We start from the raw sequence: 26,323 nt of genomic DNA on the forward strand, positions 1-26,323 counted from the left end.
GAGAAGAGGAGCTACCAAACTTATGAAATTTGCCGTTACCTCAAAGGGTGATTCGAAATCAGAAAACTTAGTCCAAATAATTAAACAATATTTACTTGATTTTGAACTTGAATATGATGAAGAAGAGCCAGATATTGTTATCTCTGTAGGTGGAGATGGAACCCTTCTCTACGCTTTTCATCGTTATAGCAATCGTTTAGACAAGACGGCATTTGTGGGGATGCATACAGGTCATTTAGGGTTTTATGCAGACTGGACGCCTGCTGAATTGGAAAAACTAGTGATTGCCATCGCAAAAACGCCATATAACATTATTGAATATCCTATTTTAGAAGTGATTGTACGTTACCAGAATGAAGAGAAGGAAACGAGATACTTAGCTTTAAATGAATCAACGGTCAAAAGTATCGAAGGGACATTTGTAATGGATGTGGAAATGAGCGGAAAACATTTCGAGCGATTTAGAGGGGATGGACTTTGTGTATCGACCCCTTCAGGAAGTACAGCTTATAACAAGGCATTAGGTGGAGCAATTGTACATCCTTCCATTGAAGCGATACAGCTTGCGGAAATGGCATCTATTAATAATCGAGTTTTTCGAACAGTAGGATCGCCATTAATATTGCCGAAACATCATACTTGTGTACTTAAACCAGTTAATGAACCTAATTTTCAAATTTCGATTGATCATTTGAATCTATTACATAAAAAAGTACATTCGATTCAATATCGAGTAGCAGAAGAAAAAGTAAGGTTTGCAAGGTTTCGTCCATTTCCGTTCTGGAAACGAGTACATGATTCTTTCATTTCGGAATAAGCAATAGACAGGAGCGATAGTTTGAGCTTTACGTTAGAGTGGGTTATGCAGCATGAAACAGGCATTACCATTAAAGATTTTTTAAAGAAGCAAAGTATCTCCAAGGCTGCCTTAACAGATATAAAGTTTAAAGGTGGGAAGATTCTTGTAAATGAGAGCGAAGAAAATGTGCGCTATACTTTGAAAAGTGGCGATCGATTAGTAGTTCTTTTTCCACCTGAGCTACCTAGCAGTGGATTAAGTCCTGAACAACTTCCGTTAAACATTATTTTTGAGGATGAGTATTTATTAATTGTACAAAAGGAATATGGGATGAATACTATTCCTTCAAGAGAGCATCCTACTGGCAGCTTGGCTAACGCTTTAGTTGGTTACTATTTGAAACATGGAATTGAATCAACAACCCATATTGTTACACGATTAGATCGAGATACATCTGGATTAGTTCTTATTGCTAAGCATCGCCACATCCATCATTTACTTAGCGAACAGCAAAAAGGCGGCGATGTAAAAAGAAAATATCTCGCTTTTGCAGAAGGGGAAATTTCGCCATTAAATGATACGATTAATGAGCCAATTGGCAGATGCTCAGATAGCATTATTAAAAGAGAAGTAAGAGCAGATGGGCAAACTGCCATTACTCATTATCGAGTATTGTCACAAGGTAAGCATTTCTCACTCGTAGAATTATCACTAGAGACAGGAAGAACACATCAAATCCGAGTTCATCTTGCTTATAAAGGGCATCCGCTTCTAGGAGATGACTTATACGGAGGGAAAAGAGACAGGATTAATCGTCAAGCTCTGCATTGTTTTTTTCTCCAGTTTACCCACCCTGTAACAAAACAATCGTTGACATTTACCGTTGCTCTTCCCGATGATATGAAAAGGATAGAGCAAGGCATGAAAAAGAGTTAAGGATCACTTAAAAGATCTTTAACTCTTTTTTATTGGCTGTTTTCTAAAGGATTGTTGTTTTTTAATCGAAAAAAAGAATTAGTTGGAAAAATGGAGCAGCCGGAATACACGAAGACGCCACGGGGATTAGCGAGACAGTCTGAGACCCCCAGGGAAAGCGAAGTGTATTCCGGCTGCGGGTAATCGCAACATACTTTACGAAAACAGCCTTTTTATTAGACTTTGATGTATTCATGGGCTTTGTTTGACGACTACTGGTTGATTTTCAAAAGTGCGAAATTTTTCTGCAATAAATGGCAGACTCGACGGTACAGATTTAATCGTCAACTCTGGATATTGGAGGGCTGTTAATTTTCCTCCGAAGACAACACCAGTATCAATGTTATAGGTACGTTGAATTTCTCTTACTTCTCTTACCGGAGTATGACCATAAACAATAGTCGCATTGCCTTTATAATATTTAGCCCAATCTCTTCTTACTGGTGAACCGTCTGCATGTACTTCTCCAGAAATATCACCATAAAGCACAAAAGTTTTTACTTTATTATGATATTGGCCAATATAATCCTCGCGAATGCCTGCATGGGCGATAACGAGCTTTTGATTATCAAGGATGTGGTATAACGGTGCATTTTCGTATAGGTCTTTAAACATTCCCTTTATTCTTTGTTGTTCTTTTTTATTTAATTGCTCCCATTCCGCTACTGTTGTTTCTAACCCATGGGCGATTTTTACATTTCTGCCTAAGAAAAAGCGATATAGCTTATCACAATGGTTACCTGGCACATAATAGGCTAAATTATTTTTCACTAATAGATAAATGGTTTCTATTACGGATAAGGAAGAAGGACCACGATCTGTTAGATCTCCTACAAACGCTAGCTTTCTTCCTTGAGGATGCTGTGGATAACCTTGTTCCCAAGTGTATCCTAATTTTTCTGTTAATTGCTTGAACTCCTCATAGCATCCATGAATATCTCCGATGATATCCAGTTTCATAAAATCCCCCTTCCTGTTCTTTTTATACTATACCCCATTGCTGTACCTAGCATTTTTGTTAATTGTTTCTGGTTTTGGGGAAAGATAAAGTGATGACATGTATGTATAAAAATAAAAGACAAATTGTCTATCTTTTGTTACTATAAAAAACATATTTATTTTCCAAAAAGAGAGGAGGAAAAGCGAATGTCAGAAAAAATATTAACAAATGAAGCACAGCGTGGTGTCATTCTCCATTCTTTACAAAATGAAAACTTACAGGAGTTTCGAAAAAATTTCCTTGATTTACATCCTTATGATCAAGCTTCCTTTTTTAAGGAAATGGAGATAGAAGAAAGAGCTCAAGTGTTTGAATATTTAGCTCCAAGTGAAATTGCCGAAATGTTTGCGAATTTAGAAATGGATAACTGGGAGTATCAAGCGATATTTTCCAAGCTTCTGCCTAATTATGTAGCAGAGACTTTGGCAAATATGTCTATTGATGATGCTGTCGATATTTTAAATGTTTTAGATAAAGAGCAAGTAGAAAGTTATTTGGCCATAATGAAACAACCTACTGCAGCAAGGATTAAAGCACTGATGCATTATGAAGAATCAACTGCAGGAAGTATTATGACTGTAGACTATATTAGTTTATCGGCAGAACAAACAGTAGAAACGGCAATGGAAATTTTGAAAAGAGAGGCTCCAAACGCAGAGACGATTTACTATATTTATGTTGTAAATGAAGAAAAACAATTAGTCGGTGTTGTATCTTTACGAAGTCTAATCATTAGTGATAATCAAACTCTAATAAAAGAAATTATGAACGATCGTATTTATTCGGTCTCGGTAAGTGAGGATCAGGAAGAGGTAGCTAAAAAAATGCAGGACTATGATTTTTTAGCACTTCCAGTTGTTGATTTTCAAAAACGATTACTTGGGATAATTACCATTGATGACATTGTTGATGTTATACAAGAGGAAGCATCTGAGGATTATTCAAAGTTTGCTGCTGTATCTAGCATGGATTTTGTTGATCAGCATCCATTTTCTGCTGCAAAAAAAAGACTCCCGTGGCTAATCATTTTATTATTTCTCGGTATGTTTACAGCAAGCCTTATTGGCCGGTTTGAAGAAACGTTAGATCAAGTTGCCATTCTCGCTGTGTTTATTCCATTAATAGCTGGTATGGCTGGGAACACAGGAACGCAAGCTCTAGCTGTAGCTGTTCGAGGAATCGCCACAGGAGATATAGGAAAAGAAAGTAGTTTGAAATTAATTGTAAGAGAAGCAGGGACTGGTTTCATTACGGGAACAATCTGTGGAATACTTGTTACAATGGTTGTGTATGTATGGAAGGGTGATTTCTTTCTTGGTATGCTAGTCGGCATTTCCATTCTTGGAACCTTGATTGTAGCAACAATAGCTGGGGCAATTATCCCTCTTATCATGCACAAGTTTAATATTGATCCTGCTGTTGCTTCAGGACCGTTTATTACAACAATTAATGATATTATCAGTATTTTGATTTATTTTGGTATGGCAACAATGTTTATGAGCTATTTAACCAATTAGAAAAAGAGGAGGGATAGCGATGGAACACGGTGCTTCTTTTGCATCACTAGTTATCGTTGTTACGGTTGCCTTGTTAACACCTATTATTCTTCAACGGCTAAAACTAAATATTATTCCAGTGGTTGTCGCGGAAATTTTAATGGGATTAATAATCGGAAAAAGTGGATTTAATCTAGTGGAGCAGGATATGTGGCTAGAGACTCTATCAACGTTAGGTTTTATCTTTTTAATGTTTTTAAGTGGCTTAGAGATAGATTTTTCCGCTTTTTCTAGTAAGAAAAAAAGAGAAACCCTTCCTAATGGAAAATTAGAGCCAAAATCCTTTCCGACAGCATCGCTTATTTTTGCCGCCATTCTTGTTCTATCAATCTTATTAAGCTTTTTATTTGTGCTCGCTGGTTTTGTTGAGAGTGCTTTCTTAATGACGATAATTATTGCAACTATTTCTTTAGGGGTAGTAGTTCCTACTTTAAAAGAAGCAAATATAATGAAGTCTGTTATTGGGCAAATTATCTTGCTTGTGGCAGTTATCGCAGACTTAGTCACAATGATTTTACTTGCCATTTTTGCGTCTATCCATGAATCAGGGGGAAATACTTGGCTCTTATTAATTCTTTTTGTAGCAGGGTTAATTCTGTACTTTGTTGGTAGAAGAATAAAAAATAATAAATTAATGGATACTCTTTCAAGAGGAACGGTACAAATCGGTACAAGAGCTGTATTTGCACTGATTATCTTTCTTGTCGCTTTATCAGAATCTGTCGGAGCGGAACATATTTTAGGAGCTTTTTTGGCAGGTGTGCTAGTGTCACTATTATCACCAAATGAGGAATTGGTTCATCAGTTAGATTCCTTTGGGTATGGATTTCTAATCCCAATTTTCTTTGTGATGATTGGTGTCGAGATGGATTTATGGTCGTTATTCACAGACCCTAAACTATTACTATTTATTCCGTTATTATTAATTGCCTTATTAGTCAGTAAGTTATTACCCATCTACTATTTAAAAAAATGGTATGATAACAAAACGATTGTGGCTTCTGGGTTTTTATTAACATCAACCTTGTCTCTTGTTATTGCAGCATCGACAATTGGTGAACGATTAAACATAATAACACCTCAAATGAGCGGAATCTTTATTCTAGTTGCTATTATCTCTTGTATTATTACTCCAATAGTCTTTAAAAAATTGTTCCCGAAAGATGTGGTTCAAGAAAAAGTGATAAAAGTTTCTATTATTGGAGTCAATCAAGTAACAATGCAAGTTTATCAAGAATTGAAGTCAACTCTGTATGATGTCACTTTCTATCATAAAAAACAAGAAAAACAGGATTTTCAAATTGCTGATTCCTTATTTGAAATTATTGAGTTGGAAAATTATTCGGAAGCGATTCTTCAACAAACAGATATCTATTTAGCCGATATTGTTGTAGTTTCGACCGGAGATTCCCTCTTAAATGCTGAGATGAGTCTTATGATAAAAAGGGCAGGAGTGGACCGAGTTATTTGTCGTGTGGAATCGATGGAGAACGAAGAGGAGTTACGAAGAGAAGATATCGAGGTTTTCTCCATGTTGACATCGACGAAGGCTTTATTAACAGCACTAATACAATCTCCAAATATTTTTGCTTTACTTGGCAATACGGAGACATCATTACATGAAATTACATTAAGAAATACAGATTTTGAAGGAATGTCTTTACGCTCATTCCCATTCACTGGAGATGTCATTTTCGTTCGCATCTTTAGAGGGTCTGATTTCGTTATTCCTCATGGAGATACGGAGTTACAGCTTCATGACCATCTTCTTGTAACGGGTTCACATGAGTATGTAACAGAATTAAAGCGGCAATTGGAATTTAATTTTAAATAAGCGAGTAATGAAGCTTTTTCTTCCTTTTTGGATAAAAGGAGGAGAAAGCTTTTTAGTTGGATGTAAATAGGGATTGCTACCTTATGCAGGGAGAAAAGGTAACAGAGAGGCATCACCACTGCCGTTTGTCCAAGAAAAAAGCAAAAGAGAAATAGAATCACCTTCCAAAACATAAAATTGATAAAAGTGCCTATTGTAACAGTGCTTTCTTTTTTTATTTTTTTGTAGTAAAATTAGTACTAGGTACTAATAACTTGTAATAGTATATAGGAGGAATAAGAATGACTTTTTCATTAAAAGGCAAAACCTATGTAGTAATGGGTGTAGCAAATAAAAGAAGTATTGCATGGGGAATTGCGACTTCCTTGCATAAAGCAGGTGCTCGTTTAATTTTCACTTATGCAGGGGAAAGATTAGAAAAAAGCGTTCGTGACCTTGTTGCTACTTTAGATTCAACAGATAGCATTGTATTACCATGTGATGTAACAAATGATCAAGAGATTGCTACATGCTTTGAAGCAATTAAAAAAGAAGTCGGAACAATTCATGGAATTGCTCACTGTATTGCGTTTGCTCATAAAGAAGAATTACAAGGCGACTATTTGAATACAACAAGAGACGGATTCTTGCTAGCACATAATATTAGCTCTTATTCATTAACAGCTGTAGCAAAAGAAGCGAAAGGACTAATGACAGAAGGCGGAAGCATTGTGACTTTAACGTATTTAGGCGGAGAGCGTGCGATTAGAAATTACAATGTAATGGGTGTAGCAAAAGCTTCTTTAGATGCTAGCGTTCGTTATTTAGCTGCTGATTTAGGAAAAGAAGGCATTCGTGTAAACTCCATTTCTGCAGGTCCAATTCGTACATTATCTGCAAAAGGAATTAGTGATTTTAATTCGATTCTAAAAGAAATCGAAGAACGTTCTCCACTTAGAAGAACAACTACTCCAGAAGAAGTAGGGGATACGGCATTATTCTTATTCAGTGATTTAGCAAGAGGAATTACTGGAGAAAATATTCATGTAGACTCAGGTTTTCATATTGTTGGTTAATTCCATTAAAGTAAAGGCAACCTATCCGTTAATTTTGGTGATTGGTTGCCTTTTGTTATTTCAACGTTTTAGAAAGTATAAGTTTTCTCACATTAATTTGGTGTCTAGCTCCCGGCACTTAGGAGATATTGGCTGATGGCCCGTTCTCTATTTACGATAAGTCAATATCGGCTCACTAACGCACTAATTTTACCTCAGGAACCTCACGTGTACTTCCAGTTTGTCCGTGTAAGCAGGTGCTTGTGCTTTTCTTGTTTCATTCATTCCTCTCCAGCTACTAATTATCCCTTTTTCGTTAATTAAAGTTACATATTAGGCAAATCATGCATACATTAGGATGAATCCTATAAAATTGTGTTGTTTATTTTAGGAGGTGAAATTTGATGTATAGTGAGAATGGTAAGCCTCAGCTTTCTCTGTCTGGTACAAAAATGATGGAAGGCAATATGCAAGTCAGCTATTCTGCGAAAATTTCCAAACAAAAACAATACAAAGAGCTAATGGAGAAAAAGCAGAAGGAAGAAATGCTACAAGAAATAAAAGAGCAAAAAGAGCAAGTAAAAGAAGGAGCGGAGAAACAAACAATTTCTAATCTCCAAGAACAAATCCAACATTATCAAGAGCAGCAGGCTGAAAAAACGCCAAGAAAACCAGCCTTTAAACGATTGAAGAGCTTTAAAGAAATGGAAATTATCGAGAAATTGGAGTACTTACTTAATTTTCCTAAACAGTTACCGCCCGTACCGTGTCTGGTTATAACTGCTAACGAAAATGTTCGTGGATTTGTTATTGATTTAAAAGAAGATAAAGTAGATATAAAGTTAATGGATCAGACCACCATCACTTTAAATATACCTGTGATTCAGGAAGTAAGAATGATTGGTATATAAATGCCTATTTATTAAGAGGGTTATTTCAATTAGATTCTGTGCCTAAAATATAGTGGTTTTACTACTATATTTCGAGCATTTATCAAATTGAAATAACCTTTTTTATTTATAGGTAGCATGTGTGTGGGGGAATTTATTTTAAATGAACGCCGCTTTAGTGCAAGAGAGAAAGGGGAAATTTGGGTTCATAAAGTGAATGAACGCTATTTTTGAACAAGAGAGCAAGAAAAAAGGCGTTCATAAAGCGAATGAATGCCATTTTTTCATAAAGCAAAAAAAAAACTTGCTTTTACGCAATCAGTCAGAAAGGATTAGTTATTTCATACTCCCTTAGCGTAAACAACAGGTATTAATTTTGGACTTCTCATTAACCTATTTTTAACAAATTCGTGAACAGATTTGAATCAGACTTGTCTAGTAACATGGCAAACTTTTTCTGCGCATAAAATGAAAACAGAGAGGAGTAAAACAAAATGGAGGCGCCTAAAAGACGTCCTCCGAGATAAAACATATACTAATTTCCGTTATTAGTCACAAATATTTAAGTCAACATCAGCGATACATTGAACAGCACAGAAGCATTTTAAGTCAACTGTTATGCAGCTTGAAGTACGACGGAATCCTTCTAATTCACAAATTTTGCTTAAGTCGATTCCTTTGTGTCCTACGATATCAAGTGTTTCTCTGTCTTTACCGATCGGAGCAAGAACTCTTAATACTGCGCAGCAGTTATCAAATACGTCCTCTACTCGGAAAAAGATGGATACACAGTTGCAGTCTGAACCTGTATAAAATGCATGGAATGGAGAGCCATCTGCAGTGCTTAAAACGAATACACGAGTATCTGCTTTGTTACGCTTTGTTGGAGATACAAGGGATCCTAGCGGCTCTGAGAAACAGTTAGTTTCGCATTCGCAAGTGTCTTCAGCGTTATCTTGGATATCTTTAATGGCACGAACCACTTCGCAAACACAGCTGGATGTACCGTAAATATCTTCTTTTTTTCCACAACCCATAATTGTTTTCCTCCTTGTTTGTTTCTTTCTTTATGTTTCTTACATTACTAACATATTGCCGAAGAGCCTTATGGGTTACGGACAAACGCCTTTTTTCTCAAAATTTGGGCGTTTGACCATTCGTATTGAATATCTTGGTCGATTAGAGAGGAGAATCTGGATGAATATCCATTGGATGGAGCTTTTTTTATTAATTTTGGCAAGTTTTCGTTTAACAAGATTAATCGTTTTTGATCAAATCACAGAATTTATTCGGGGAATTTTCTTGGAAGAAGTAAAAGAACAAAATAAAGATGGGCAGATAGAAGTTTATATTGTTCCTAAATCAGGAAAGATTCGCAGGTTTTTTGGTGAATTAATCAGCTGTTATTGGTGTACTGGTGTGTGGGTTGCTATCTTTCTTACTATTTTATATTATTTCTTTCCAAGCATTTGTGAACCTTTTGTTCTCGTCTTTGCCATAGCTGGAGCTGCTTCTTTGATAGAAGCTGTTTTACAAAGACTGTTTGTTGAATAGTTACTAGTAGGTAGGCTGGTTATTTACACATACAGTTTTGACCATCATACAATGTGATAAGCACATTATTCGTGCATAGATAATTATATTGGAGGGATTGGAGTTGCTAGGAAAAAAAGTACCTAAAGTAACTGAACCAAAAAAACCACAACCAACTAAAAGCAAAAGAAAAAAATCTGGATGTAATTGTGGAAAAAAATTATCAAAATAAGCAAAATGCCCGACTTTGTGCGGGTATTTTTTTTGTACTCAAAAGTTAGTTTGAAAAAATTGGATGTCTTTTGTTTTGGAAATATCTAATAAATAATGCTTAATAAGAAAAAAATAAAGATACATCAATTCATCATTTACATAGGAAGGGAAGAATATGACGAATAAAAAGTATGCCTTTTATATTTTAATTTTTAGCATATGTGTATTCTTAACTGGTTGTGAGAAAGAAACTCCGAATAGCAGATGGTCTATGCTGAAAAAGGTAGATCCAGCTCCAATCGCTCTTTATACGGAGACAGCAGCCGGTCAAGAGGAATTGCTCCAAGGAATAAAAGAAGAAACAAGTATGATGCCATCTATTTATGATGTAGCTGTGATTAAAGGGAAAAAGGATACATTAGTTGCCTATAAGGTAAAGCAGATGGCCCGTTTCAAAATGAAACGAATTGAAAAAGAATTAACAGAAAAGCTGAAATCAAAATATCCAGATGAAAAATTCACGGTTTCCAGTGATTTTAAAATTTTCTTAGAAACCATTCGCTTATGGGATAAAACCCAAGAGCCAGACTTTAGCAAAGAAAAAGCGGAAAAGCGTTTAAAAGAAATTATTAAACTAAATAATGAATTGACGTAAGGAGGGCAAAAAGTGGCAGATAGTAAAAGAAAGAATAAAACACCAGAACAACAGCAATATGAAAAATTCGAACAAAAATATGAAACAAAACGGCCTGTTCTAAAAAATTGCATAAAAGCATTTTTTGTCGGCGGGTTTATTTGTATGATAGGACAGCTCATTTCCTATTTCTATATTTATTTCTTTCATTTTACAGAACAAACATCTAGTAATCCGACAACAGCAACGGTTATTTTTCTCTCTATGTTATTGACGGGGTTTGGAATTTATGATCGATTAGGACAATTTGCAGGAGCAGGAAGCGCAGTTCCTGTATCAGGATTTGGTAATAGTATTATTTCTGCAGCTATTGAACATCGTACAGAAGGATTTGTACTTGGAGTTGGCGGAAATATCTTCAAACTTGCTGGTTCGGTTATTTTATTCGGAGTATTTTCTGCATTTGTAGTAGCGCTTATTAAAACAATATTTATTATGATGACGGGGGGATTCTAATGCTTCAGGGAAAACAATCCTGGGTTTTTCAAAATCATCCAGTAATAAAAGCTACCGGGGTATCTGGCGGTCCCTTTGAAGCAAATGGAATGCTAGCTGATGATTTTGACATATTGCATGATGATTTATGGATGGGGAAAACCTCTTATGAACAAGCCCATCGCATTTTATTAGAAGAAGCGGCACAAACAGCTTTAAAAAAAGCAGAAACCAAGCCAGAAGATACACAGTTTTTTTTAGCTGGTGATTTAATCAACCAAATTACGCCCTCAAGCTTTGCAGCAAGAGATTTAAAAATACCTTATTTCGGGTTATTTGGCGCTTGCTCAACGTCTATGGAAGGCTTAGCACTTGCTTCTTTTATGGTTAACTATCAAGGGGCAAATAATGTCTTAACAGGTGCCTCTAGTCATAATGCAGCCGTAGAAAAGCAATTTCGTTATCCAACGGAATATGGTGGTCAGAAGCCGCCAACAGCTCAATGGACCGTAACGGGTGCTGGCGTTGCCTTAGTTACCAAAAATCAATCAAATGAGCAACTACCGTATACAACTTCTGCGACAATTGGAAAAGTTGTAGATATGGGATTAGCAGATCCTTTTAATATGGGTGGGGCAATGGCTCCAGCTGCTGCAGATACCATCCTTACTCATTTTCAAGATTTGAATTTGGATCCTTCTCACTATGACTTAATTGTAACAGGTGATTTAGGGAAAATCGGTAGAGAAACGGCAATAGGGCTTTTAAAGGAAAAAGGCTTGGCGATCGATGAAAATAAAATGAAAGATTGTGGATTATTAATTTATACAAATGAGCAGCCTGTGCAATCTGGAGGCAGTGGAGCGGGATGTTCTGCTACTGTACTGTATGGACATTTATTAAATGAAATGAAAAAAGGGATGTATAAAAGAATTCTATTAGTAGCAACTGGTGCACTTCTTTCTCCACTAACTGTGCAACAAAATGAATCAATCCCTTGTATCGCTCACGCTGTATCAATTGAAATCTAATCAGTAAGACAGGGTATCAAGTTTCCCCTGTTAATTGTTATAGGGAATGAAATAAAGGAAAAGGAGGAATTACTATGCTTCCAATGTTTTTTTGGGCATTTGTCATAGGTGGAATTATTTGTGTTATTGGACAGCTTATGTTTGATGTTGCTAAGCTAACCCCTGCACATACATTAACGACATTAGTTGTTGCTGGTGCGATATTGGATGGATTTGGATTATACGAGCCATTTGCTGATTTTGCAGGCGCAGGTGCTACAATTCCAATTACGAGTTTTGGTAATGCATTAGTGCACGGGGCAATGCAAGAGGCAGAAAAGCACGGTATAATCGGCGTATTAACTGGAATGTTCGAAGTAACAAGCTCAGGGATATCTGCTGCTATTATATTTGGTTTTATCGGTGCATTGCTGTTTAAGCCTAAGGGGTAAATACTGATATAAAAGGAATTAATTTTTATGAAAGAATGAATAGGATAACTAGGGGTCTTGATATGGATGAATTAATTAGTACAATTATCCGATCTATCTTGATTATTATCAGTTTGTTTTTTATTACAAAACTTCTCGGTAAAAAGCAACTTTCAAAGCTTTCCTTTTTCGAATATATTGTTGGAATAACAGTTGGAGATATTGCTGGGTCTATATCATTGGACTCTACGTTGAAAATAGTAGATGGGGTTGCTTCTATTGTCATTTGGACATGTATTCCTATTACAATCAGTTATCTATCTTTAAAGTACAAACGCTTTAGAGATTTTGTGGAAGGCACACCAACTGTGTTTATTAAAGATGGTAACGTAATCGAAAAGCATCTAAAAAAAGAAAAGTATAGTATAGATGAATTATTGGAGCAATTACGAATCAAGGCTATCTTTCGAGTAGAAGATGTGGAATTTGCTACATTAGAAGCAAATGGGGAATTAAGTGTCCTTTTAAAAAAAGCAAAACAGCCTTTACTTGTAGAGGATATGATCGATTTACCACCTGTTGAAAAAGAGTTATATACTATTATTATGGACGGCAAAATTAATAAAAGTACTTTAGAAAAATGTAACCTTACGGAGAAATGGGTATATTCAGCACTTAGAAAAAGAGGAATACATTTAAGTGAAGTATTTCTCGCGCAAATAGATTATCAAGGAGAGCTAACTTTTGATTTTTATGATTAGAATAACTCGGTGTTGAAATATACTTAAAGCATAATTTTTTTCATGACATTCGTACATTCTAATTATTATTAGTAGCTTGCCTATACATAAACTTCAATTCTCCATATTCTGATAATGAGTACAAGGAGAAACGAGGTGAAGTAGGAATGTGTTATGGTGGATATGGCTATGGCGGCGGCTATGGCGGTGGAGGATATGGTATCTCTTCCTTTGCATTAATCGTTGTTTTATTTATCCTTTTAGTTATCGTAGGAGCTAGCTTCTACAACTAATCAATTAGTTAATGGGGAAAGGAGTTCTCTTTCATAGAGAGCTCCTTTTTATTTGGCTGTTTTCTAAAGGATTGTTGTTTATTCAATAGGAAAAAAGAATTAGTTGGAAAAATGGAGCAGCCGGAATACACGAAGACGCCACGGGGATTAGCGAGACAGTCTGAGACCCCGGAGGCGAAGTGAGGAGGCTTAAGCTTAGCCCCACGGAAAGCGAAGTGTATTCCGGCTGCGGGTAATCGCAACAAACTTTACGAAAACAGCCTTTTATTTTAATAAGCCTTTTATTCATTTTTTGTTTTCTTTTCTTATGTTCTCACCTTTTTTTCTTTGTTTCATACAATGTAAAGTAGCTCATCGAAGGAGGAAACACAGGTATGAACAATAATTTCTTTAAAAATATCGAGTCAAAAACTGGCGTAAATATGAAAGATATTTTGGAACTAGCGAATTCCTTACAAAATGCTAATTTTAAAGATGAAAAAACAGTGAGAAGTGTTATTCGCAGAGTATCACAAATAGCTGGAAAGTCTGTTCCGAAACAAACAGAGGATAAAATCGTTCAATCTATTGTAAAAGACGGCAAACAGCTTGATTTCAATACTTTATCTAATATGATTAATAAAAAGTAAGGAATAAGGAAGGGTAACTACTCGAATTCATGACATAGTTACCCTATTTTTTTTAAAATAGAAACTCATATTATTGGGCAATCTTTTTTTTCAGAAGTAAAAGCTGTTATCGACAAGGGAGATAAAAAACGCGAAGCCTTTGCTTTTTTGCCTCTTAAATACATAGGAATTGATAAAAATAGTTCTTGTTGTGCCCTTGTCATTGCAACATACAAAAGACGACGTTCTTCTTCTAACGGAATGATGTTGTTATTGCGGAATGAATCTAATGCAAAGTCATGAGGGATAGATCCATCAACCGTACCAAGAATATAGACCGTTTTATATTCTAAACCTTTTGCACGATGAATCGTACTTAAGCTGATGACATTCTCTTCATTTTTGAATTGTTTTCGCAATTCTTCATTCATCGCTATCATATGATCCGTATATTGTACAAATTCTTTAATTGATTGAAATTTGCGGGCAACAACCTTTAAATCGCGGATATCATCTGACCCTTTATCCCACTGATTTCCTTCATTGCCTCGTTTTTTGATGAACTCCTGGAAGCCTAGTTCTTTTTCAATATAATTTATCGCATCTAAAGGAGAATAACGAATTAATCGTTTTATTATTTCTGGAATCTTTTTTAATCTGCTTTCTTGAAAGGCAAAGCCTGTTTTAATAAAAACAAGACAATCTAAAAAGCTGCAATCTTCTAGAATACTTGTTGCTTTAATATCCTGTAACACGGTTTTTTTCAAAAACAGGGTAGGAAGAATATCGGCAACAGCCTGCTGATTATCTGGATCATGGATAAGTTTTAAATAAGCCATCATACTTTTGACGATAAATCTTTGATAGAAGGAGCCAGTATCTTGTTCTAAACGAAATGGCAGACTAGACGAAGCAAGTCGCTCAAACATAGCCCGACTATTTGTATTTGTCCGAAATAAAATCGCAAAATCCTTAGGCTCATACCCCATCTTTATCTTTTCTTGAATATCGCTCAAAATCATGGTTGCTTCTTCTTCTTCGTCATATGGATAAAAAGCAAGCGGATGTTTACCTGAATAGCCAGTAATCATTTTTTTTGTGCGTCTTTTCGTGTTTTTACTAATAGTGGATTTAGCTACCGATACAATTTCTTGAGAAGAGCGATAATTATAATCTAGAATAATTGTTTTAGCATTCGGATAATCTTTTTCAAAATCTAACAGGTATTTTGGATCACTGCCGCGAAAGGAATAAATAGATTGATCATCATCGCCTACTGCATAAACAGATTGTGCTGATTTAGCCATTAGCCTCATCCATTCATATTGCACTTTATTAATGTCTTGAAATTCATCCAATAAGAAATGAGTAAAACGTCTTTGATAAGATTCCAATATAGTTGGATTCTCAAGAAAGAAATGATAGCCACCAAGAAGCATATCATCAAAGTCATACAGATTTCGCTGTTGTTTTTTCGTTTCATAGCCAATGTATAACTGGGCGACTTTTTCTTCCCAGTCATTAACAGGTTTAACTTCCTTAGGGAATAGCATGCTGTTTTTCCAAGCGCTTATCAATTGAAGAGCTGCATCGAAAGGAAAGTCTTTTTCTTCCACTTGCTTTTCTCTTGCAATTTCCTTTAATAAAAGTTCTCTTTGCCAATTACTGTTTAATAGCTTATTTCGCTGCCATTTCTCTCGTTCATGAAAAATTAATATTTGGTAGAGAATGCTATGAAAAGTTCCTGAAACAATTTTTTGCACGTAGCTTTTATTCATCATTGGATAGTGCAATAACCGTTCTTTCATTTCATTAGCCGCTTTATTTGTAAAAGTAACAAGCATAATGGATGACGGATCAACATTTTTCTCATGGATGAGATATGCTGCACGCATCGTTAGTACACGCGTTTTGCCGCTTCCTGCACCAGCAAGTACCAGAATTGGTCCATCATCTATTGCAACAGCTTTACTTTGGGTAGTATCAAGAGAATAGCCATTTTGTTTTAGAATAGTTAAATAAGATTCCTTTGGGAAAGTGACTGGTTTACTTTTTGCGATTTCAGATGTATGACTGGTCGCTTTAACGGACATTGGCGGTTGAAAAGGAGTGTTTTCTGTACTGTTTTTCGAAATACTTCTACTCTTAGGAATTCGAAAGCCATTTTTCTCTTCGTAATTGATATCAATGGTAGCAGCTTGTTCCTCTTCAACATTAGGAGCTTCTGTCATACATGGTTGTTTAGAAGAATAATGATAAAAGTAGGGAGCGCTTTTTATTCCCAAATATAGCTTTACCGCTTCTCCACATACAGAGCATGCGAGAAAACCATTTTTACCAGCTTCATAAATTTTCTGTAATTCTTGTCTGTCAATTGTATGCAATGAAATGAGTCTATCATAATAAAAAGCTGTTAACATAGGAAACCTCGAATCTATTAGTAATACATGTAACCGTGCATTATTAGAAATAATATCTATCATATCAAAAACAGAGGATAGTTGAAAGAGTAGAAAAGGGGTTTAGTATTTGGAAAAGAAGGGAAAAGGATACCATAATAAGGTTGATTGTTAATAGGAGAATGTAAAAGATAGTATATGGAGCAACCTGATTATACGTAGACGCTATGGAGATTAGCGAGATAGATGAAATCCGAGAGGCAGACGTTAAGGAGGCTTCCGTTTTCCCCACGAAAAGCGAAGTATACTCAGGTCGCGGGGAATAGAAACAAACTTTACCAAAACAGCCAATAATAAAAAAGAAGGGACAGATTCTGATGGGATATATTTTACCAATCACTCATTTTCAAGCAGACCAGTATGCGATTAGAGATATTGTTAGCAAAGCGAAGAATTATAAGAAAGAAGAAATTTATCCTGTTGCAAAAATCGCTAATTTTTCTGCCAATCTAGAGATGAAACATCCTTCTCAGACTTCTTACCAGCAAAAACACATGCATGAAGAACAAGCAGCCAATGAGAAGTTAATGGCGCAATTAACTGGAAAAGGCACTTATTTTCATGCACAGATATAAAGGGTTTTAATTCATCTTGTAGCTCTGAATAAATAATGGCGACCCTTCGCGCCATTCGGCATATAAAATATCTTTATGGGATTGAACATTTTGTTTTTTTAATTCTTGTATTAATTGATCCTCATTCCAACCAACACGAGGTAAATTTTCCTTTATGATTTCTCCATCTTGAATGATACTTATCGGTAGGGAAATAATATCAAGTGGTAAATTCATATCCTGCTTAGTTGGATTAACAAACGCGGATTTCTTTAGAACACTTATTGTACCGTCTGTTTCTAGAATAGCAAAAGCACATTCTGTAATCGAAAAAACATCTTTTGCACGAAGTAAATGTTGTAATTGATTAATATCTAAATGATTTTTCTTTAACTCATTAAAATCAATTTTGCCTTTATTTATAATGATGGATGGTTTTCCTTCTAAAAGTTGTCGGCTTTTTCGGAACTTTTGGGTAATAAATTCTGTTATGTAAATTAGCCCTCCCCAAACAAGTATGGAATAAATAATTTCCTTAATTCCAGTTTCTGCATCATACATAGCATTTCCAACAAGCTCACCTAGTACTAAGACAGAGACAAAGTCAAATGTAGTAATCTGAGTGATTTGTGTTTTTCCTAATACTTTTGTTAAAAGAAGCAATAAGAAATAGCCAATAAAAAGTTCGCCGAATATATGTGTGAATTCCATGCAAATCACCCTTTCCTACATTTATTTTGGGCAGATGTAGAAAAATTAAACCTTTATATTCTATAATCGTGGAAACAAAAAAGGTTGCCCTATTAAGTTTAACCACAAGCTTTATCCTTTTAGCAGGAAAGCTTTGCTTCAAACAATAGGGCAACCAAAATAACCTTATAATTTCTTAATCATTGTTTTATGTGGGATACCAGCATCCAAGAATTCTTCCGAAACTACTTCATATCCTAATTTGCTGTAAAAAGGAATCGCATGTGTTTGTGCGTTTAGTTTTAGGGCAGGGGCACCGCTAGTTAGGGCATATTCCTCAATTTTACTCATAATTGCTTTACCTGCGCCTCCTTTGCGATTGGTAGAGAGAATACAAATTCTTTCCACTTTTCCGTATTCATCAAAGGTTCGATAGCGTCCAGCACCAATTGGGTGTTTGTCGCCATCATAAAGGACAAAATGAACACTATCCTTTTCATACGCATCAATTTCCTCTTCCATTGGTACGTTCTGTTCTTTTACAAAAACAGTTTGTCGTACATAAAATGCATCTTCTAATTCTTTATCTGTTTTAACAACTACTACTTCCACTTTTCACTATTCCTTTCCTAAACGGAATGTTTCATAGACTGTCCATGATCCATTTTCCAATTCATAAAGCAAATGGAAACGGTCCGCTGTTTCTTCAAAATTGTAGTTTTGCATCCGTAAATTACTGTATAAATCCAAATGCTCGTCACTCGATAAATTTTGCCCAAGGGTAATATGCGGAACAAATGGATGCTCTGGGTTAACAGCCAATGTACTTATTAGTTCTTGGTGCAGGTGTTCTAAGTCTGTACTTGGCTCAATCTTTAAGTAAACAACATTGCTTACGGGTTTAAAAGAACTGACTTTTGTTACTTTAATGGGAATAGAATGATAATGGCTTGCAATCGTTGCCAGTTTTTTACTTATTTCTTCAATCTCTTCATTATTAGCTTCAAAATCGCCGATTAACGTAATATGTGGTGGAATTAAAGCATATTTTGGATCATATCTTTTTCGAAGAGAATTGGCCAAATCCTGCAAATCTTTTCCAGGGAAAATAGCAATACCGTATTTCATTCGATGGACCTCCATTTCAAAATAAAAGGTTTAATTTAAAATATAGAAAATGGACTATCTATTATTACGATTTCAATGTTCTATATGTAAGATATTATAACAAAATTCTTCTTTTTAGTTCAAAGATTTCAGAAAAAATCTAATGTTTGGCGAACGGAGGTTTGCTTTATTCCACTTTTAACGGACCAATTTGAAGCTAAGGAAAATCGAGGACTAAACTTACCCCATAAAGGTCCGATAAGCGCAACTAACCATCAGTGAAGGCTTGAGGAACACCTTTGCTGATGGTTAATTTTCTTTATGAATAGCTGGTTTCGTAAAGTTTGTTGCTGTTATCCGTAGTCTGCATACACTACGTTTTATATGGGTTCTATAAAAAAACAACATTCTTAAGAAGGAAACATTTTAACTAGCATTTTTGCTATATATGGCTGCCAATGTTTCCATGTATGATCTCCGTCAAATTCCTCATACGTATAATCAGCATTTGTTGACTGCAATAGCTGGGATAATGCTCGATTTGGGGCAAGAAAATCTTCAGTTGTGTGAATGGTTGTTTTGACAGCTGTTTCGCCTGTACCGATAATATGATCCATTTCAAGTAAATGATAATGATCGAACTTGCGTACCGTTTCTAAAACATGATCATTTACTAGTGGAGATTGCAATATAAGCTTTCCAAAAGTATGCGGATATTTTAAAGCAGTCATTAATGAGACGGTTGCTCCTAACGAATCGCCAATAAGGCCACGTCCTAATCCCATTTGGAAGGTCGGAAACTGTTCATCTAAATAGGGAACAAGTTCATGTGCCAAAAAGCGAATATAGGCTTTATTTTGGGTTCCGTTTGGATGATATTTTTCCCGGCGATTTTGGACAGTGGAATAAGGAATACCAACGATAATACTATCTGCTATTTGATGATTTATATGTAATTCATCCGCCACTCTGCCGATGCGCCCGAATTGAAAATAATCTTTCCCATCTTGTGCGATAAGCAAATTATATTTATAAAGAGGAGAAAAGGCTGGAGGCAGATAGATAAGTAAAGTTACTTCTTCTCCTAACTCATTACTATATAGAGTATCCTCTTGTATAGTCCCTTTTGAATTCATAATTATCCTTCCTTTACTACTGATTTTACAATAAGTTTATCAATAAAAATACTTTGTGAATAGTGTAAAGCTTTATATTCCTTACGTTACACCGTTTGATCATTTCTATATATTGTGTATTTTTTGTGAATTGAACACAATATATAGAAAAAATGAATAGGTTGCTATTATAATGGATAAAGATTCCTTGATGAATGGAGTGAGTTAAATGGGCAATAATGTCCAATTATTAAATGAATTTGAAGAAATAATTAGAAGCGATAATCAAGATTTAATTCAAGAAAATGCAAATGTGGATGGAATGTCACCGATGAGCCATATGATGCAATTTGCTGCTACTGCTTCTAAATACTATACAGTAGAACATTTACTATCGGAAAACGTCAAAAAAACGCATCAAGAAGGATATATCCATATCCATGATCTTGATTTTTATTCTTCTGGTACGACAACATGCTGTCAAATCCCTCTAGCAACCATTTTAAAGAGTGGGTTTAATACTGGCCACGGGTTTATGAGAGAACCTAAATCTATTATGAGTGCGATGGCACTGACATCAATCATTTTACAAGCCAACCAGAATCAGCAGCATGGGGGACAAGCTATCCCAATGTTAGACTATGACCTTGCACCATATGTACAAAAAACATACAGACAAAATAGAGCAAGACTAAGTGAGATAATTCAAAATGAAGAAGAGTTAGAAAGAAAAACATGGCAATGGACCGAAAGAGAAACGTATCAGGCTTGTGAGGCATTTATACATAATTGTAACAGTATGCATTCGCGCGGGGGCGGTCAGACTCCCTTTGTTTCGGTGAATTTAGGAACCGATCAATCGAAAGAGGGCAGAATGCTAACAAAGAATTTATTACTGGCTACACAAGCGGGGCTTGGTTCCGGAGAAACCCCCATTTTTCCGATTATCGTTTTTAAAGTAAAGGACGGAATTAATTTTCAAAAAGAAGATCCGAATTATGATTTATTCCGCTTAGCGATTGAAACAACAAGCAAACGATTGTTTCCTAACTTTGTATTCATCGATGCGCCATTTAATTTGGCCTATTATAATGGCACTCCTCAATCAGAAGTAGCAACAATGGGGTGTCGAACTAGAGTAATGGGAAATATTCATGGGAGTGAACAAACGATTGGAAGAGGGAATTTATCTTTCACCAGTATCAATCTCCCTCTATTGGCTTTAGAGTCAACCACAATAGAATCGTTTTTTCAAAAATTGGATGAAACGACAGAATTGGTTATACAGCAGTTACATGAAAGATTTCAATATCAAGGAAAGAAAAAAGTAGCAAATTTCAAGTTTTTATATGGCCAAGGTGTTTGGCAAGGTGGAGAAGAATTGCAGTTGGATGATCAGGTTGAGGACATTTTAAAGCAAGGAACATTATCTATTGGTTTTGTTGGTTTAGCAGAATGTCTTGTATCTTTACTCGGTGTCCACCATGGAGAAAGTGAAAAGGCCTATGAAATTGGTTTGCGTATTGTACAGTTTATGCGCCAAAAAGCGGATGAAGCATTGGAAAAATATCAGCTAAACTATTCTCTCCTTGCAACACCAGCAGAGTCTTTTGCTGGAAAGGCATTACGAGCTGCTAGAAAGAAATTTGGAATTATTAAAGGAGTGACAGATAGAGAATACTTTACGAATAGTTTTCATATTCCCGTCCATTTCCCGATTTCTATATATGAAAAAATTCAACGAGAAGCGCCATTTCATTCACTAACAAACGCAGGTCATATAACGTATGTAGAATTAGATGGAGATGCAAACAAGAATTTAGATGCGATTGAAAAAATTGTCCGGACGATGAAAGAAACAGGAATTGGCTATGGAAGTATTAATCACCCTGTTGATCGTTGTATAAGCTGTGGACATAAAGGGATAATTAATAACGAATGTCCTAATTGTGGGGAAAAGGAAGAGTCAAAGATTGAAAGAATTAGAAGAATAACTGGCTATCTTGTCGGCTCTCTTGATCGTTGGAATAGTGCGAAACGTGCAGAAGAGCGGGAAAGAGTTAAACATCGATGAGAGTATTGTCCATTGTGGAGGATAGCATTGTAGACGGTCCAGGGCTAAGAACTACTATCTTTTTCGCAGGGTGCACTCATTATTGTAGAGGGTGTCATAATCCAGAGAGTTGGAGAATCAATGGAGGAAGGGAAATGTCGATTGACGAAATCATGAGCAAAGTAAATCAAAACCCTTTAAATGATATTACCTTTAGTGGTGGTGAACCAATGCTGCAAATAAGGGAACTTATCCAATTAGCCAAAGAATGTAAACAGATAAATAAAAATATTTGGTGCTATACTGGATTTCTGTGGGAAGAATTAATGACCACCTATCCCGATGAATTTACACAATTAAGTATATATTTAGACGCTTTAGTAGATGGACGGTTTAAGATAGAACAAAAAGATTTAAGCTTATTATTTAAAGGAAGCCTAAATCAAAGGATTATAGACTGTCAAAAAAGTCTAAAGGAGCATAAGATTAGTTTATTTAATGAATGGCAGCAAAGAGAGAAAGAAGTTGGGACAAAACAAAATAAATAATAGATAAAGACGAACAATCTCTAAATTAGCTAGTAAATAGCGGCTGCGGGGAATCGCACTAAACTTCATGGAAACATCCTTTAAAAACAAATAAAAAACCAAACAATTATACGGAATTTTCATTATCATCTTCGTATAATTGTTCGGATTTATCCTTGGCTGGAATACTTTTGTCCCAGCCTTTCTATTTAAGTTAAACGAGGTTTTTTTGTCAATTCTTCGTTGTCTTCCTCTTTTTTAAAGATTGTTTTTCTAATATAAGGTAATACCCAGCGATCTAGACCGTAATAGCCAGCGTTTGCTCCAGCAAACATGATAATCATGCCCATCAAGATGTCTGTAGGGTTATGAGAGATTGTGCCTGCAAGTAAGAAGCTAAAATTCATTACTACTCCAAAGAGTGCTGCTGCTGTTGTTAAACAACCTAACATTAATCCTAAACCGACTAATACTTCGCCTATTGGTACAAGAACATTAAATAAACCAACATTTGGTAACGCAAATCCTTCGACAAAACTTGTATACCATCCATAGACTACTGCACCATCTGGACCTTTCACAGGGTTAGTAACGGCATTTGTTAAAAATCCAGAAGCATCAAATCCTCCACCAGTTAATTTGCCAAATCCAGAAGTAAACCAAGAATATCCTAGAAATAAACGAATAATGGTTAAAATGCCAGCTGCAATTTTATTTTCTCTTAAAAATTTTATAAACATAAGAATCATCCTTTCTTATTTTTCTGTTTTTATTATTTATAAGTTAAATATATCAAATACTACTTAGAAAAAAATAATAATGTGAATCAATTCACAATTTGTTCAAAAGAATGTGTCTAAAATGTGAAAATGTTTATAACGAAAGCGATTTTTGTAACTTGTGTTATCTGCAGGCTGTTTTCTAAAGGATTGTTGTTTCAATAGGAAAAAAGAATGAATAGGAAAATGGGAGCAGTCGAAATACACGTAGACTCCTGTGGGATTAGCGAGACAGTCTGAGACCCCGGAGGCAAAGCTAAGGAGACTCAGCGCGAGTCCCACGGAAAGCGAAGTGTATTCCGGCTGCGGGTAATCGCAACAAACTTTACGAAAACAGCCTATCTAAAACACAGTTCAAGCATATATTCTGCTATTCATGTTAGAATAAGAAAAGAAGAAAAAGCAATAATTTTACAAGGGAAGATTTTCATAAAGGGGAGACTTCAATGAAGACAGTAACCATCATAGCTGGTGGGCATAAAATAAACTCACGATTAACAGGTATATTACAATTTGCTGCAGATTTTTTAAGACAGAAGCAAGTGAATGTTCAAGTTATACAAGTTCATCAATTACCAAGTGATGCCTTAATAACGGCAGACTTTATGAACCAAGATATAGTAGAGGCAAGACAAAAAGTGGAACAAAGTGATGGAGTTATTGTCTTATCACCTGTATTTCAGGCATCCTATTCAGGAATCATTAAGACATTTTTAGATCTTTTGCCACAAAAGAGTCTTCGAAATAAAAATATTCTTCCACTAATGCTTGGAGGAACCTATGCACATTTATTGGTTATGGATTATGCGTTAAAACCAGTATTAGCAAATTTAGGTGCAACAAATATATTAACAGGTGCTTATGTAACAGATAATCAAATAACAGAACAAGATAATCAAACCTACTTATTGGATACCGATTCAGAGACAAGGATTACCAACCAGTTAGAGCAATTGCTTAAGGGATTATATAAGATTCAATAAAGTGATGGAATGAACCGTCACTTTTTATTTTTTTCTAGAATATAAAGAAAGGACATGGTAAGATAAGAATAGAAATAGTATTTGAGAAAGAACAGGCAATAGCCAAATATTATTCACTTTATACAACATGACTTGTTAGCTCAGTGGGAGAGCACTTGCTTGACAGGCAAGGGGTCACTGGTTCGAACCCAGTACAGGTCATTATGAATACGAAATGTAAAAAGGGTTTCTCTATTTTCGAGAAACCCTTTTTTATCTATAATGAACCTTAATAGAAAATTTGTACATCCGTCACACTCGTAATCATGAGTAGATGTATCAATTGTTTTTACTAAATCTCCAATAAATATATTCTAGTTTTCTAGTAGTTTCCGTTCCTCCTGTACTTCTCGTAATTGAGAAATAGTCACAAGCTGATATCCTTCTTTCGTTAACTTCTCGATGATTTCCACTGCTGCATCAGCACTTTTATCGTAAATATCATGCAAAAGAATAATGCTTTCATCTTTTGCCTCTTTCATGACTTTCTCCACAATTTTCTTTTTCGTTGGTTGTTTCCAATCTTCTGGATCAATTGTCCAAAGAACAATCTCTTTATCTAGTTCTTTTTTTAGTTCATTCTGTATGGCTCCATAAGGTGGGCGAATAAGTGTAGATTCCCTTCCTGTTATTTCTTTAATTAAATCATCTGTATCTTGAAATTCTTTTAAAGCCTTTTTCTTCTTCATTTTAGTAAGGAGAGGATGATTCCAAGAATGGTTTCCAATTTCATGACCTTCCTCTATCGTCTGCTGAATGATGCTAGGATAATATTGAATACGCTCACCAAGAACAAAAAACGTAGCATGACCGTTATTCTTCTTTAAAGCTTTTAGTATTTTTTTGGTTGGTTTATTACTTGGACCGTCATCAAATGTTAAAGCAATAACTTTTTTAGACGGATCAATTTTTGCTACATCTGGTAATTCTGTCACCATTTTTTTTGGTGCTGCTTCTGCAAGCAAATTTTTATTTTTTTCTTTATCTAGATAGGTTGGTAAGAGTTTATCTTTTACAATCTCTTTTTTGATAGCTAGTTCTTGAACGCCTAAATCGTCTGCTCCAACTTGGTTTTTAGGAAAGTAAAAAAGAATCGAATCATTAAGAACTGCAAAGTTTTGAAAGTTTTTTTCCTGAGGTAGTGTTCCTTGTTTGACTAAGACTTCGTCCACTGCCATTTTTTTATCCTTCATTAATTCACAATAACTTGTTTTAGAAAGGAGAAATAAATAATTACTATTTTCTTGGAAAAGATCCTTTAATGAAAGCCGCTTATGTGTCTGTAAGTCGAAAGTTAAGCTTTCGGTTATAGTATTTCCATTTGGACCTGTAATATATTCAAAGGTTTCAAAAAGAATAGAGATTGTTTGTTTGCTGTAATGGGTTATGGTATAGGAAATATGTAAGGAAGTCTCCTGTGTTTTTGGAATATTTTCTTTTTGGATATGTTGATCATATTTACTAATTTTGTTTGTAATATACTCTTTTAAGGCGGTTGTAATTGATTGATCTGGAAGAAGTGGGTAACTCGTCCAGTAGCCCCCATGTTTTTCATCTTTTATATAGGAATTTATTTCAATCGTTTTATAATTTTTATCGTATTGTATTGCCACCTCAGGCTTTTTTTCTGGTGGCTCAGCTGCTTGCTTTTTTTCATTTCCCCAAAATTTGAATCCGATTAATAAAAGACTAAAACAAAAAAGGGGGATTAAAAAGTTTCTCCATTTTAGGCTGTTCATGCTGTTTAACTCCTTGTTTCTATAATAAAAAGTAGATGCTCCATTATTTAGACGTAATGGAGGATGAATTTGTTTTACATTATCACGTATTTTTGGAAAAAAACTTTTCAAAAGATGGAAAGATGCCCTGCATACCTAGTAGTGAACTCTGTTTGTCCCACTTTTAAAAGGCAGTAAGACGATTATGAAAATTCGAGGAAGATAGGGGGGAGATCAACTGTCCATAAAGGTAC

The 26,323-nt window shown here is 35.3% G+C and carries 27 protein-coding genes and 1 tRNA gene; 19 read left to right on the forward strand and 9 right to left on the reverse strand.

The genetic code is table 11. From position 1 onward, the window contains the following. The first annotated feature begins 22 nt into the window (after positions 1-22). Positions 23-817, forward strand: coding sequence for an NAD kinase (locus HHU08_RS07310; RefSeq protein WP_016204330.1), 795 nt, complete (start codon positions 23-25; stop codon positions 815-817). 21 nt (positions 818-838) lie between these two features. Then, complete coding sequence (locus HHU08_RS07315; RefSeq protein ID WP_016204331.1) at positions 839-1,735, forward strand: RluA family pseudouridine synthase; 897 nt, start codon at positions 839-841, stop codon at positions 1,733-1,735. A gap of 231 nt (positions 1,736-1,966) precedes the next feature. Here HHU08_RS07315 and prpE read toward each other — a convergent pair whose 3' ends face one another. Further along, the gene (prpE, locus tag HHU08_RS07320; RefSeq protein WP_169188135.1) at positions 1,967-2,734 is read right to left on the reverse strand and encodes a bis(5'-nucleosyl)-tetraphosphatase PrpE; all 768 of its coding nucleotides are present in this window, start codon (positions 2,732-2,734) and stop codon (positions 1,967-1,969) included. Positions 2,735-2,920: 186 nt separating this feature from the next. On the opposite strand from prpE, the gene mgtE reads away from it, so the two are divergent. The 4 genes from mgtE (at position 2,921) to HHU08_RS07340 (ending at position 8,109) form a co-directional block, all read left to right on the forward strand. Beyond that, the gene (mgtE, locus tag HHU08_RS07325) at positions 2,921-4,291 is read left to right on the forward strand and encodes a magnesium transporter (RefSeq protein WP_016204333.1); all 1,371 of its coding nucleotides are present in this window, start codon (positions 2,921-2,923) and stop codon (positions 4,289-4,291) included. Positions 4,292-4,310: 19 nt separating this feature from the next. After that, the gene (locus HHU08_RS07330) at positions 4,311-6,164 is read left to right on the forward strand and encodes a monovalent cation:proton antiporter family protein (RefSeq protein WP_169188136.1); all 1,854 of its coding nucleotides are present in this window, start codon (positions 4,311-4,313) and stop codon (positions 6,162-6,164) included. A gap of 281 nt (positions 6,165-6,445) precedes the next feature. Beyond that, positions 6,446-7,219 carry an enoyl-ACP reductase FabI gene (gene fabI / locus HHU08_RS07335; RefSeq protein ID WP_169188137.1) on the forward strand — a complete coding sequence of 258 codons (774 nt, stop codon included), beginning with the start codon at positions 6,446-6,448 and terminating at the stop codon, positions 7,217-7,219. A gap of 383 nt (positions 7,220-7,602) precedes the next feature. Continuing rightward, entirely contained in the window at positions 7,603-8,109 is a 507-nt protein-coding gene (locus HHU08_RS07340) for a CotO family spore coat protein (protein ID WP_169188138.1), read from the forward strand. 527 nt (positions 8,110-8,636) lie between these two features. Here the strand turns inward: HHU08_RS07340 and HHU08_RS07345 are convergent. After that, positions 8,637-9,125, reverse strand: coding sequence for a CotY/CotZ family spore coat protein (locus HHU08_RS07345; RefSeq protein ID WP_016204337.1), 489 nt, complete (start codon positions 9,123-9,125; stop codon positions 8,637-8,639). Positions 9,126-9,285: 160 nt separating this feature from the next. On the opposite strand from HHU08_RS07345, the gene HHU08_RS07350 reads away from it, so the two are divergent. The 8 genes from HHU08_RS07350 to HHU08_RS07385 all read left to right on the forward strand — a co-directional run bounded on the left by HHU08_RS07350 (position 9,286) and on the right by HHU08_RS07385 (position 14,066). After that, a complete protein-coding gene (locus HHU08_RS07350; protein WP_016204338.1) occupies positions 9,286-9,642 on the forward strand; it encodes a DUF1360 domain-containing protein in 357 nt (118 codons plus the stop codon). Between the two features lie 367 nt (positions 9,643-10,009). Next, a complete protein-coding gene (locus HHU08_RS07355) occupies positions 10,010-10,489 on the forward strand; it encodes a hypothetical protein (protein WP_016204339.1) in 480 nt (159 codons plus the stop codon). 12 nt (positions 10,490-10,501) lie between these two features. Then, complete coding sequence (spoVAC, locus tag HHU08_RS07360) at positions 10,502-10,984, forward strand: stage V sporulation protein AC (RefSeq protein WP_101730315.1); 483 nt, start codon at positions 10,502-10,504, stop codon at positions 10,982-10,984. Further along, positions 10,984-11,994, forward strand: coding sequence for a stage V sporulation protein AD (spoVAD, locus tag HHU08_RS07365; RefSeq protein ID WP_016204341.1), 1,011 nt, complete (start codon positions 10,984-10,986; stop codon positions 11,992-11,994). The genes spoVAC and spoVAD overlap by 1 nt, the downstream gene beginning before the upstream one ends. Before the next feature lie 74 nt (positions 11,995-12,068). Further along, positions 12,069-12,425 carry a stage V sporulation protein AE gene (spoVAE, locus tag HHU08_RS07370; RefSeq protein WP_016204342.1) on the forward strand — a complete coding sequence of 119 codons (357 nt, stop codon included), beginning with the start codon at positions 12,069-12,071 and terminating at the stop codon, positions 12,423-12,425. A gap of 62 nt (positions 12,426-12,487) precedes the next feature. Next, a complete protein-coding gene (locus HHU08_RS07375; RefSeq protein WP_016204343.1) occupies positions 12,488-13,165 on the forward strand; it encodes a DUF421 domain-containing protein in 678 nt (225 codons plus the stop codon). 146 nt (positions 13,166-13,311) lie between these two features. Continuing rightward, positions 13,312-13,437 carry a YjcZ family sporulation protein gene (locus tag HHU08_RS07380; protein ID WP_040344002.1) on the forward strand — a complete coding sequence of 42 codons (126 nt, stop codon included), beginning with the start codon at positions 13,312-13,314 and terminating at the stop codon, positions 13,435-13,437. Positions 13,438-13,811: 374 nt separating this feature from the next. After that, positions 13,812-14,066 (forward strand): stage VI sporulation protein F, encoded by a 255-nt coding sequence (locus HHU08_RS07385; RefSeq protein ID WP_101730314.1) that lies wholly within the window; start codon positions 13,812-13,814, stop codon positions 14,064-14,066. Between the two features lie 65 nt (positions 14,067-14,131). Here the strand turns inward: HHU08_RS07385 and HHU08_RS07390 are convergent, their stop codons facing one another. Next, a complete protein-coding gene (locus tag HHU08_RS07390; RefSeq protein WP_169188139.1) occupies positions 14,132-16,465 on the reverse strand; it encodes a UvrD-helicase domain-containing protein in 2,334 nt (777 codons plus the stop codon). 356 nt (positions 16,466-16,821) lie between these two features. Here HHU08_RS07390 and HHU08_RS07395 point away from each other — a divergent pair, with 356 nt between their 5' ends. Then, positions 16,822-17,079, forward strand: a complete 258-nt coding sequence (locus HHU08_RS07395; RefSeq protein WP_169188140.1) for a hypothetical protein — start codon at positions 16,822-16,824, stop codon at positions 17,077-17,079. Between the two features lie 6 nt (positions 17,080-17,085). Here the strand turns inward: HHU08_RS07395 and HHU08_RS07400 are convergent, their stop codons facing one another. The 4 genes from HHU08_RS07400 to HHU08_RS07415 all read right to left on the reverse strand — a co-directional run bounded on the left by HHU08_RS07400 (position 17,086) and on the right by HHU08_RS07415 (position 19,991). Then, the gene (locus HHU08_RS07400) at positions 17,086-17,769 is read right to left on the reverse strand and encodes a DUF421 domain-containing protein (protein WP_016204348.1); all 684 of its coding nucleotides are present in this window, start codon (positions 17,767-17,769) and stop codon (positions 17,086-17,088) included. 165 nt (positions 17,770-17,934) lie between these two features. Then, positions 17,935-18,360: a GNAT family N-acetyltransferase gene (locus tag HHU08_RS07405; RefSeq protein WP_169188141.1), complete on the reverse strand. Its 426-nt coding sequence runs from the start codon at positions 18,358-18,360 to the stop codon at positions 17,935-17,937. Positions 18,361-18,366: 6 nt separating this feature from the next. Next, complete coding sequence (locus HHU08_RS07410) at positions 18,367-18,876, reverse strand: 2'-5' RNA ligase family protein (RefSeq protein WP_169188142.1); 510 nt, start codon at positions 18,874-18,876, stop codon at positions 18,367-18,369. A gap of 389 nt (positions 18,877-19,265) precedes the next feature. Further along, complete coding sequence (locus tag HHU08_RS07415) at positions 19,266-19,991, reverse strand: alpha/beta hydrolase (protein ID WP_205835583.1); 726 nt, start codon at positions 19,989-19,991, stop codon at positions 19,266-19,268. A gap of 208 nt (positions 19,992-20,199) precedes the next feature. Between HHU08_RS07415 and HHU08_RS07420 the strand changes: the two genes are divergently transcribed. Both HHU08_RS07420 and nrdG read left to right on the forward strand, forming a co-directional pair. Beyond that, complete coding sequence (locus HHU08_RS07420) at positions 20,200-22,044, forward strand: anaerobic ribonucleoside triphosphate reductase (protein ID WP_169188143.1); 1,845 nt, start codon at positions 20,200-20,202, stop codon at positions 22,042-22,044. Then, positions 22,041-22,571 carry an anaerobic ribonucleoside-triphosphate reductase activating protein gene (nrdG, locus tag HHU08_RS07425; protein WP_169188144.1) on the forward strand — a complete coding sequence of 177 codons (531 nt, stop codon included), beginning with the start codon at positions 22,041-22,043 and terminating at the stop codon, positions 22,569-22,571. Before HHU08_RS07420 ends, nrdG begins: the two co-directional genes overlap by 4 nt. 188 nt (positions 22,572-22,759) lie before the next feature. Here nrdG and HHU08_RS07430 read toward each other — a convergent pair whose 3' ends face one another. Beyond that, positions 22,760-23,290, reverse strand: coding sequence for a DoxX family protein (locus HHU08_RS07430; protein WP_169188145.1), 531 nt, complete (start codon positions 23,288-23,290; stop codon positions 22,760-22,762). Between the two features lie 485 nt (positions 23,291-23,775). Between HHU08_RS07430 and ssuE the strand changes: the two genes are divergently transcribed. Together ssuE and HHU08_RS07440 are read left to right on the forward strand one after the other, a co-directional pair. Then, complete coding sequence (gene ssuE / locus HHU08_RS07435) at positions 23,776-24,312, forward strand: NADPH-dependent FMN reductase (protein WP_016204355.1); 537 nt, start codon at positions 23,776-23,778, stop codon at positions 24,310-24,312. Positions 24,313-24,441: 129 nt separating this feature from the next. Next, positions 24,442-24,513, forward strand: a tRNA-Val gene (locus HHU08_RS07440). 152 nt (positions 24,514-24,665) lie between these two features. Here the strand turns inward: HHU08_RS07440 and HHU08_RS07445 are convergent. Further along, positions 24,666-26,090 carry a polysaccharide deacetylase family protein gene (locus HHU08_RS07445; RefSeq protein WP_169188146.1) on the reverse strand — a complete coding sequence of 475 codons (1,425 nt, stop codon included), beginning with the start codon at positions 26,088-26,090 and terminating at the stop codon, positions 24,666-24,668. Positions 26,091-26,323: the final 233 nt, after the last annotated feature.

This window comes from Niallia alba, from assembly GCF_012933555.1.
Lineage (GTDB): Bacteria > Bacillota > Bacilli > Bacillales > Cytobacillaceae > Niallia > Niallia alba.

Bases quoted from the DNA above. Each gene is read 5' to 3' on its own strand.
- HHU08_RS07355 (WP_016204339.1), top strand. From the start codon at position 10,010: ATGACGAATAAAAAGTATGCCTTTTATATTTTAATTTTTAGCATATGT.
- HHU08_RS07310 (WP_016204330.1), top strand. From the start codon at position 23: ATGAAATTTGCCGTTACCTCAAAGGGTGATTCGAAATCAGAAAACTTA.
- HHU08_RS07420 (WP_169188143.1), top strand. From the start codon at position 20,200: ATGGGCAATAATGTCCAATTATTAAATGAATTTGAAGAAATAATTAGA.
- mgtE (WP_016204333.1), top strand. From the start codon at position 2,921: ATGTCAGAAAAAATATTAACAAATGAAGCACAGCGTGGTGTCATTCTC.
- HHU08_RS07390 (WP_169188139.1), bottom strand. From the start codon at position 16,465: ATGTTAACAGCTTTTTATTATGATAGACTCATTTCATTGCATACAATT.
- HHU08_RS07410 (WP_169188142.1), bottom strand. From the start codon at position 18,876: ATGAAATACGGTATTGCTATTTTCCCTGGAAAAGATTTGCAGGATTTG.
- HHU08_RS07395 (WP_169188140.1), top strand. From the start codon at position 16,822: ATGGGATATATTTTACCAATCACTCATTTTCAAGCAGACCAGTATGCG.
- prpE (WP_169188135.1), bottom strand. From the start codon at position 2,734: ATGAAACTGGATATCATCGGAGATATTCATGGATGCTATGAGGAGTTC.
- ssuE (WP_016204355.1), top strand. From the start codon at position 23,776: ATGAAGACAGTAACCATCATAGCTGGTGGGCATAAAATAAACTCACGA.
- HHU08_RS07330 (WP_169188136.1), top strand. From the start codon at position 4,311: ATGGAACACGGTGCTTCTTTTGCATCACTAGTTATCGTTGTTACGGTT.
- HHU08_RS07400 (WP_016204348.1), bottom strand. From the start codon at position 17,769: ATGGAATTCACACATATATTCGGCGAACTTTTTATTGGCTATTTCTTA.
- HHU08_RS07385 (WP_101730314.1), top strand. From the start codon at position 13,812: ATGAACAATAATTTCTTTAAAAATATCGAGTCAAAAACTGGCGTAAAT.
- HHU08_RS07380 (WP_040344002.1), top strand. From the start codon at position 13,312: ATGTGTTATGGTGGATATGGCTATGGCGGCGGCTATGGCGGTGGAGGA.
- HHU08_RS07430 (WP_169188145.1), bottom strand. From the start codon at position 23,290: ATGTTTATAAAATTTTTAAGAGAAAATAAAATTGCAGCTGGCATTTTA.
- HHU08_RS07350 (WP_016204338.1), top strand. From the start codon at position 9,286: ATGAATATCCATTGGATGGAGCTTTTTTTATTAATTTTGGCAAGTTTT.
- spoVAD (WP_016204341.1), top strand. From the start codon at position 10,984: ATGCTTCAGGGAAAACAATCCTGGGTTTTTCAAAATCATCCAGTAATA.
- HHU08_RS07415 (WP_205835583.1), bottom strand. From the start codon at position 19,991: ATGAATTCAAAAGGGACTATACAAGAGGATACTCTATATAGTAATGAG.
- HHU08_RS07345 (WP_016204337.1), bottom strand. From the start codon at position 9,125: ATGGGTTGTGGAAAAAAAGAAGATATTTACGGTACATCCAGCTGTGTT.
- fabI (WP_169188137.1), top strand. From the start codon at position 6,446: ATGACTTTTTCATTAAAAGGCAAAACCTATGTAGTAATGGGTGTAGCA.
- spoVAE (WP_016204342.1), top strand. From the start codon at position 12,069: ATGCTTCCAATGTTTTTTTGGGCATTTGTCATAGGTGGAATTATTTGT.
- HHU08_RS07340 (WP_169188138.1), top strand. From the start codon at position 7,603: ATGTATAGTGAGAATGGTAAGCCTCAGCTTTCTCTGTCTGGTACAAAA.
- HHU08_RS07375 (WP_016204343.1), top strand. From the start codon at position 12,488: ATGGATGAATTAATTAGTACAATTATCCGATCTATCTTGATTATTATC.
- HHU08_RS07445 (WP_169188146.1), bottom strand. From the start codon at position 26,090: ATGAACAGCCTAAAATGGAGAAACTTTTTAATCCCCCTTTTTTGTTTT.
- nrdG (WP_169188144.1), top strand. From the start codon at position 22,041: ATGAGAGTATTGTCCATTGTGGAGGATAGCATTGTAGACGGTCCAGGG.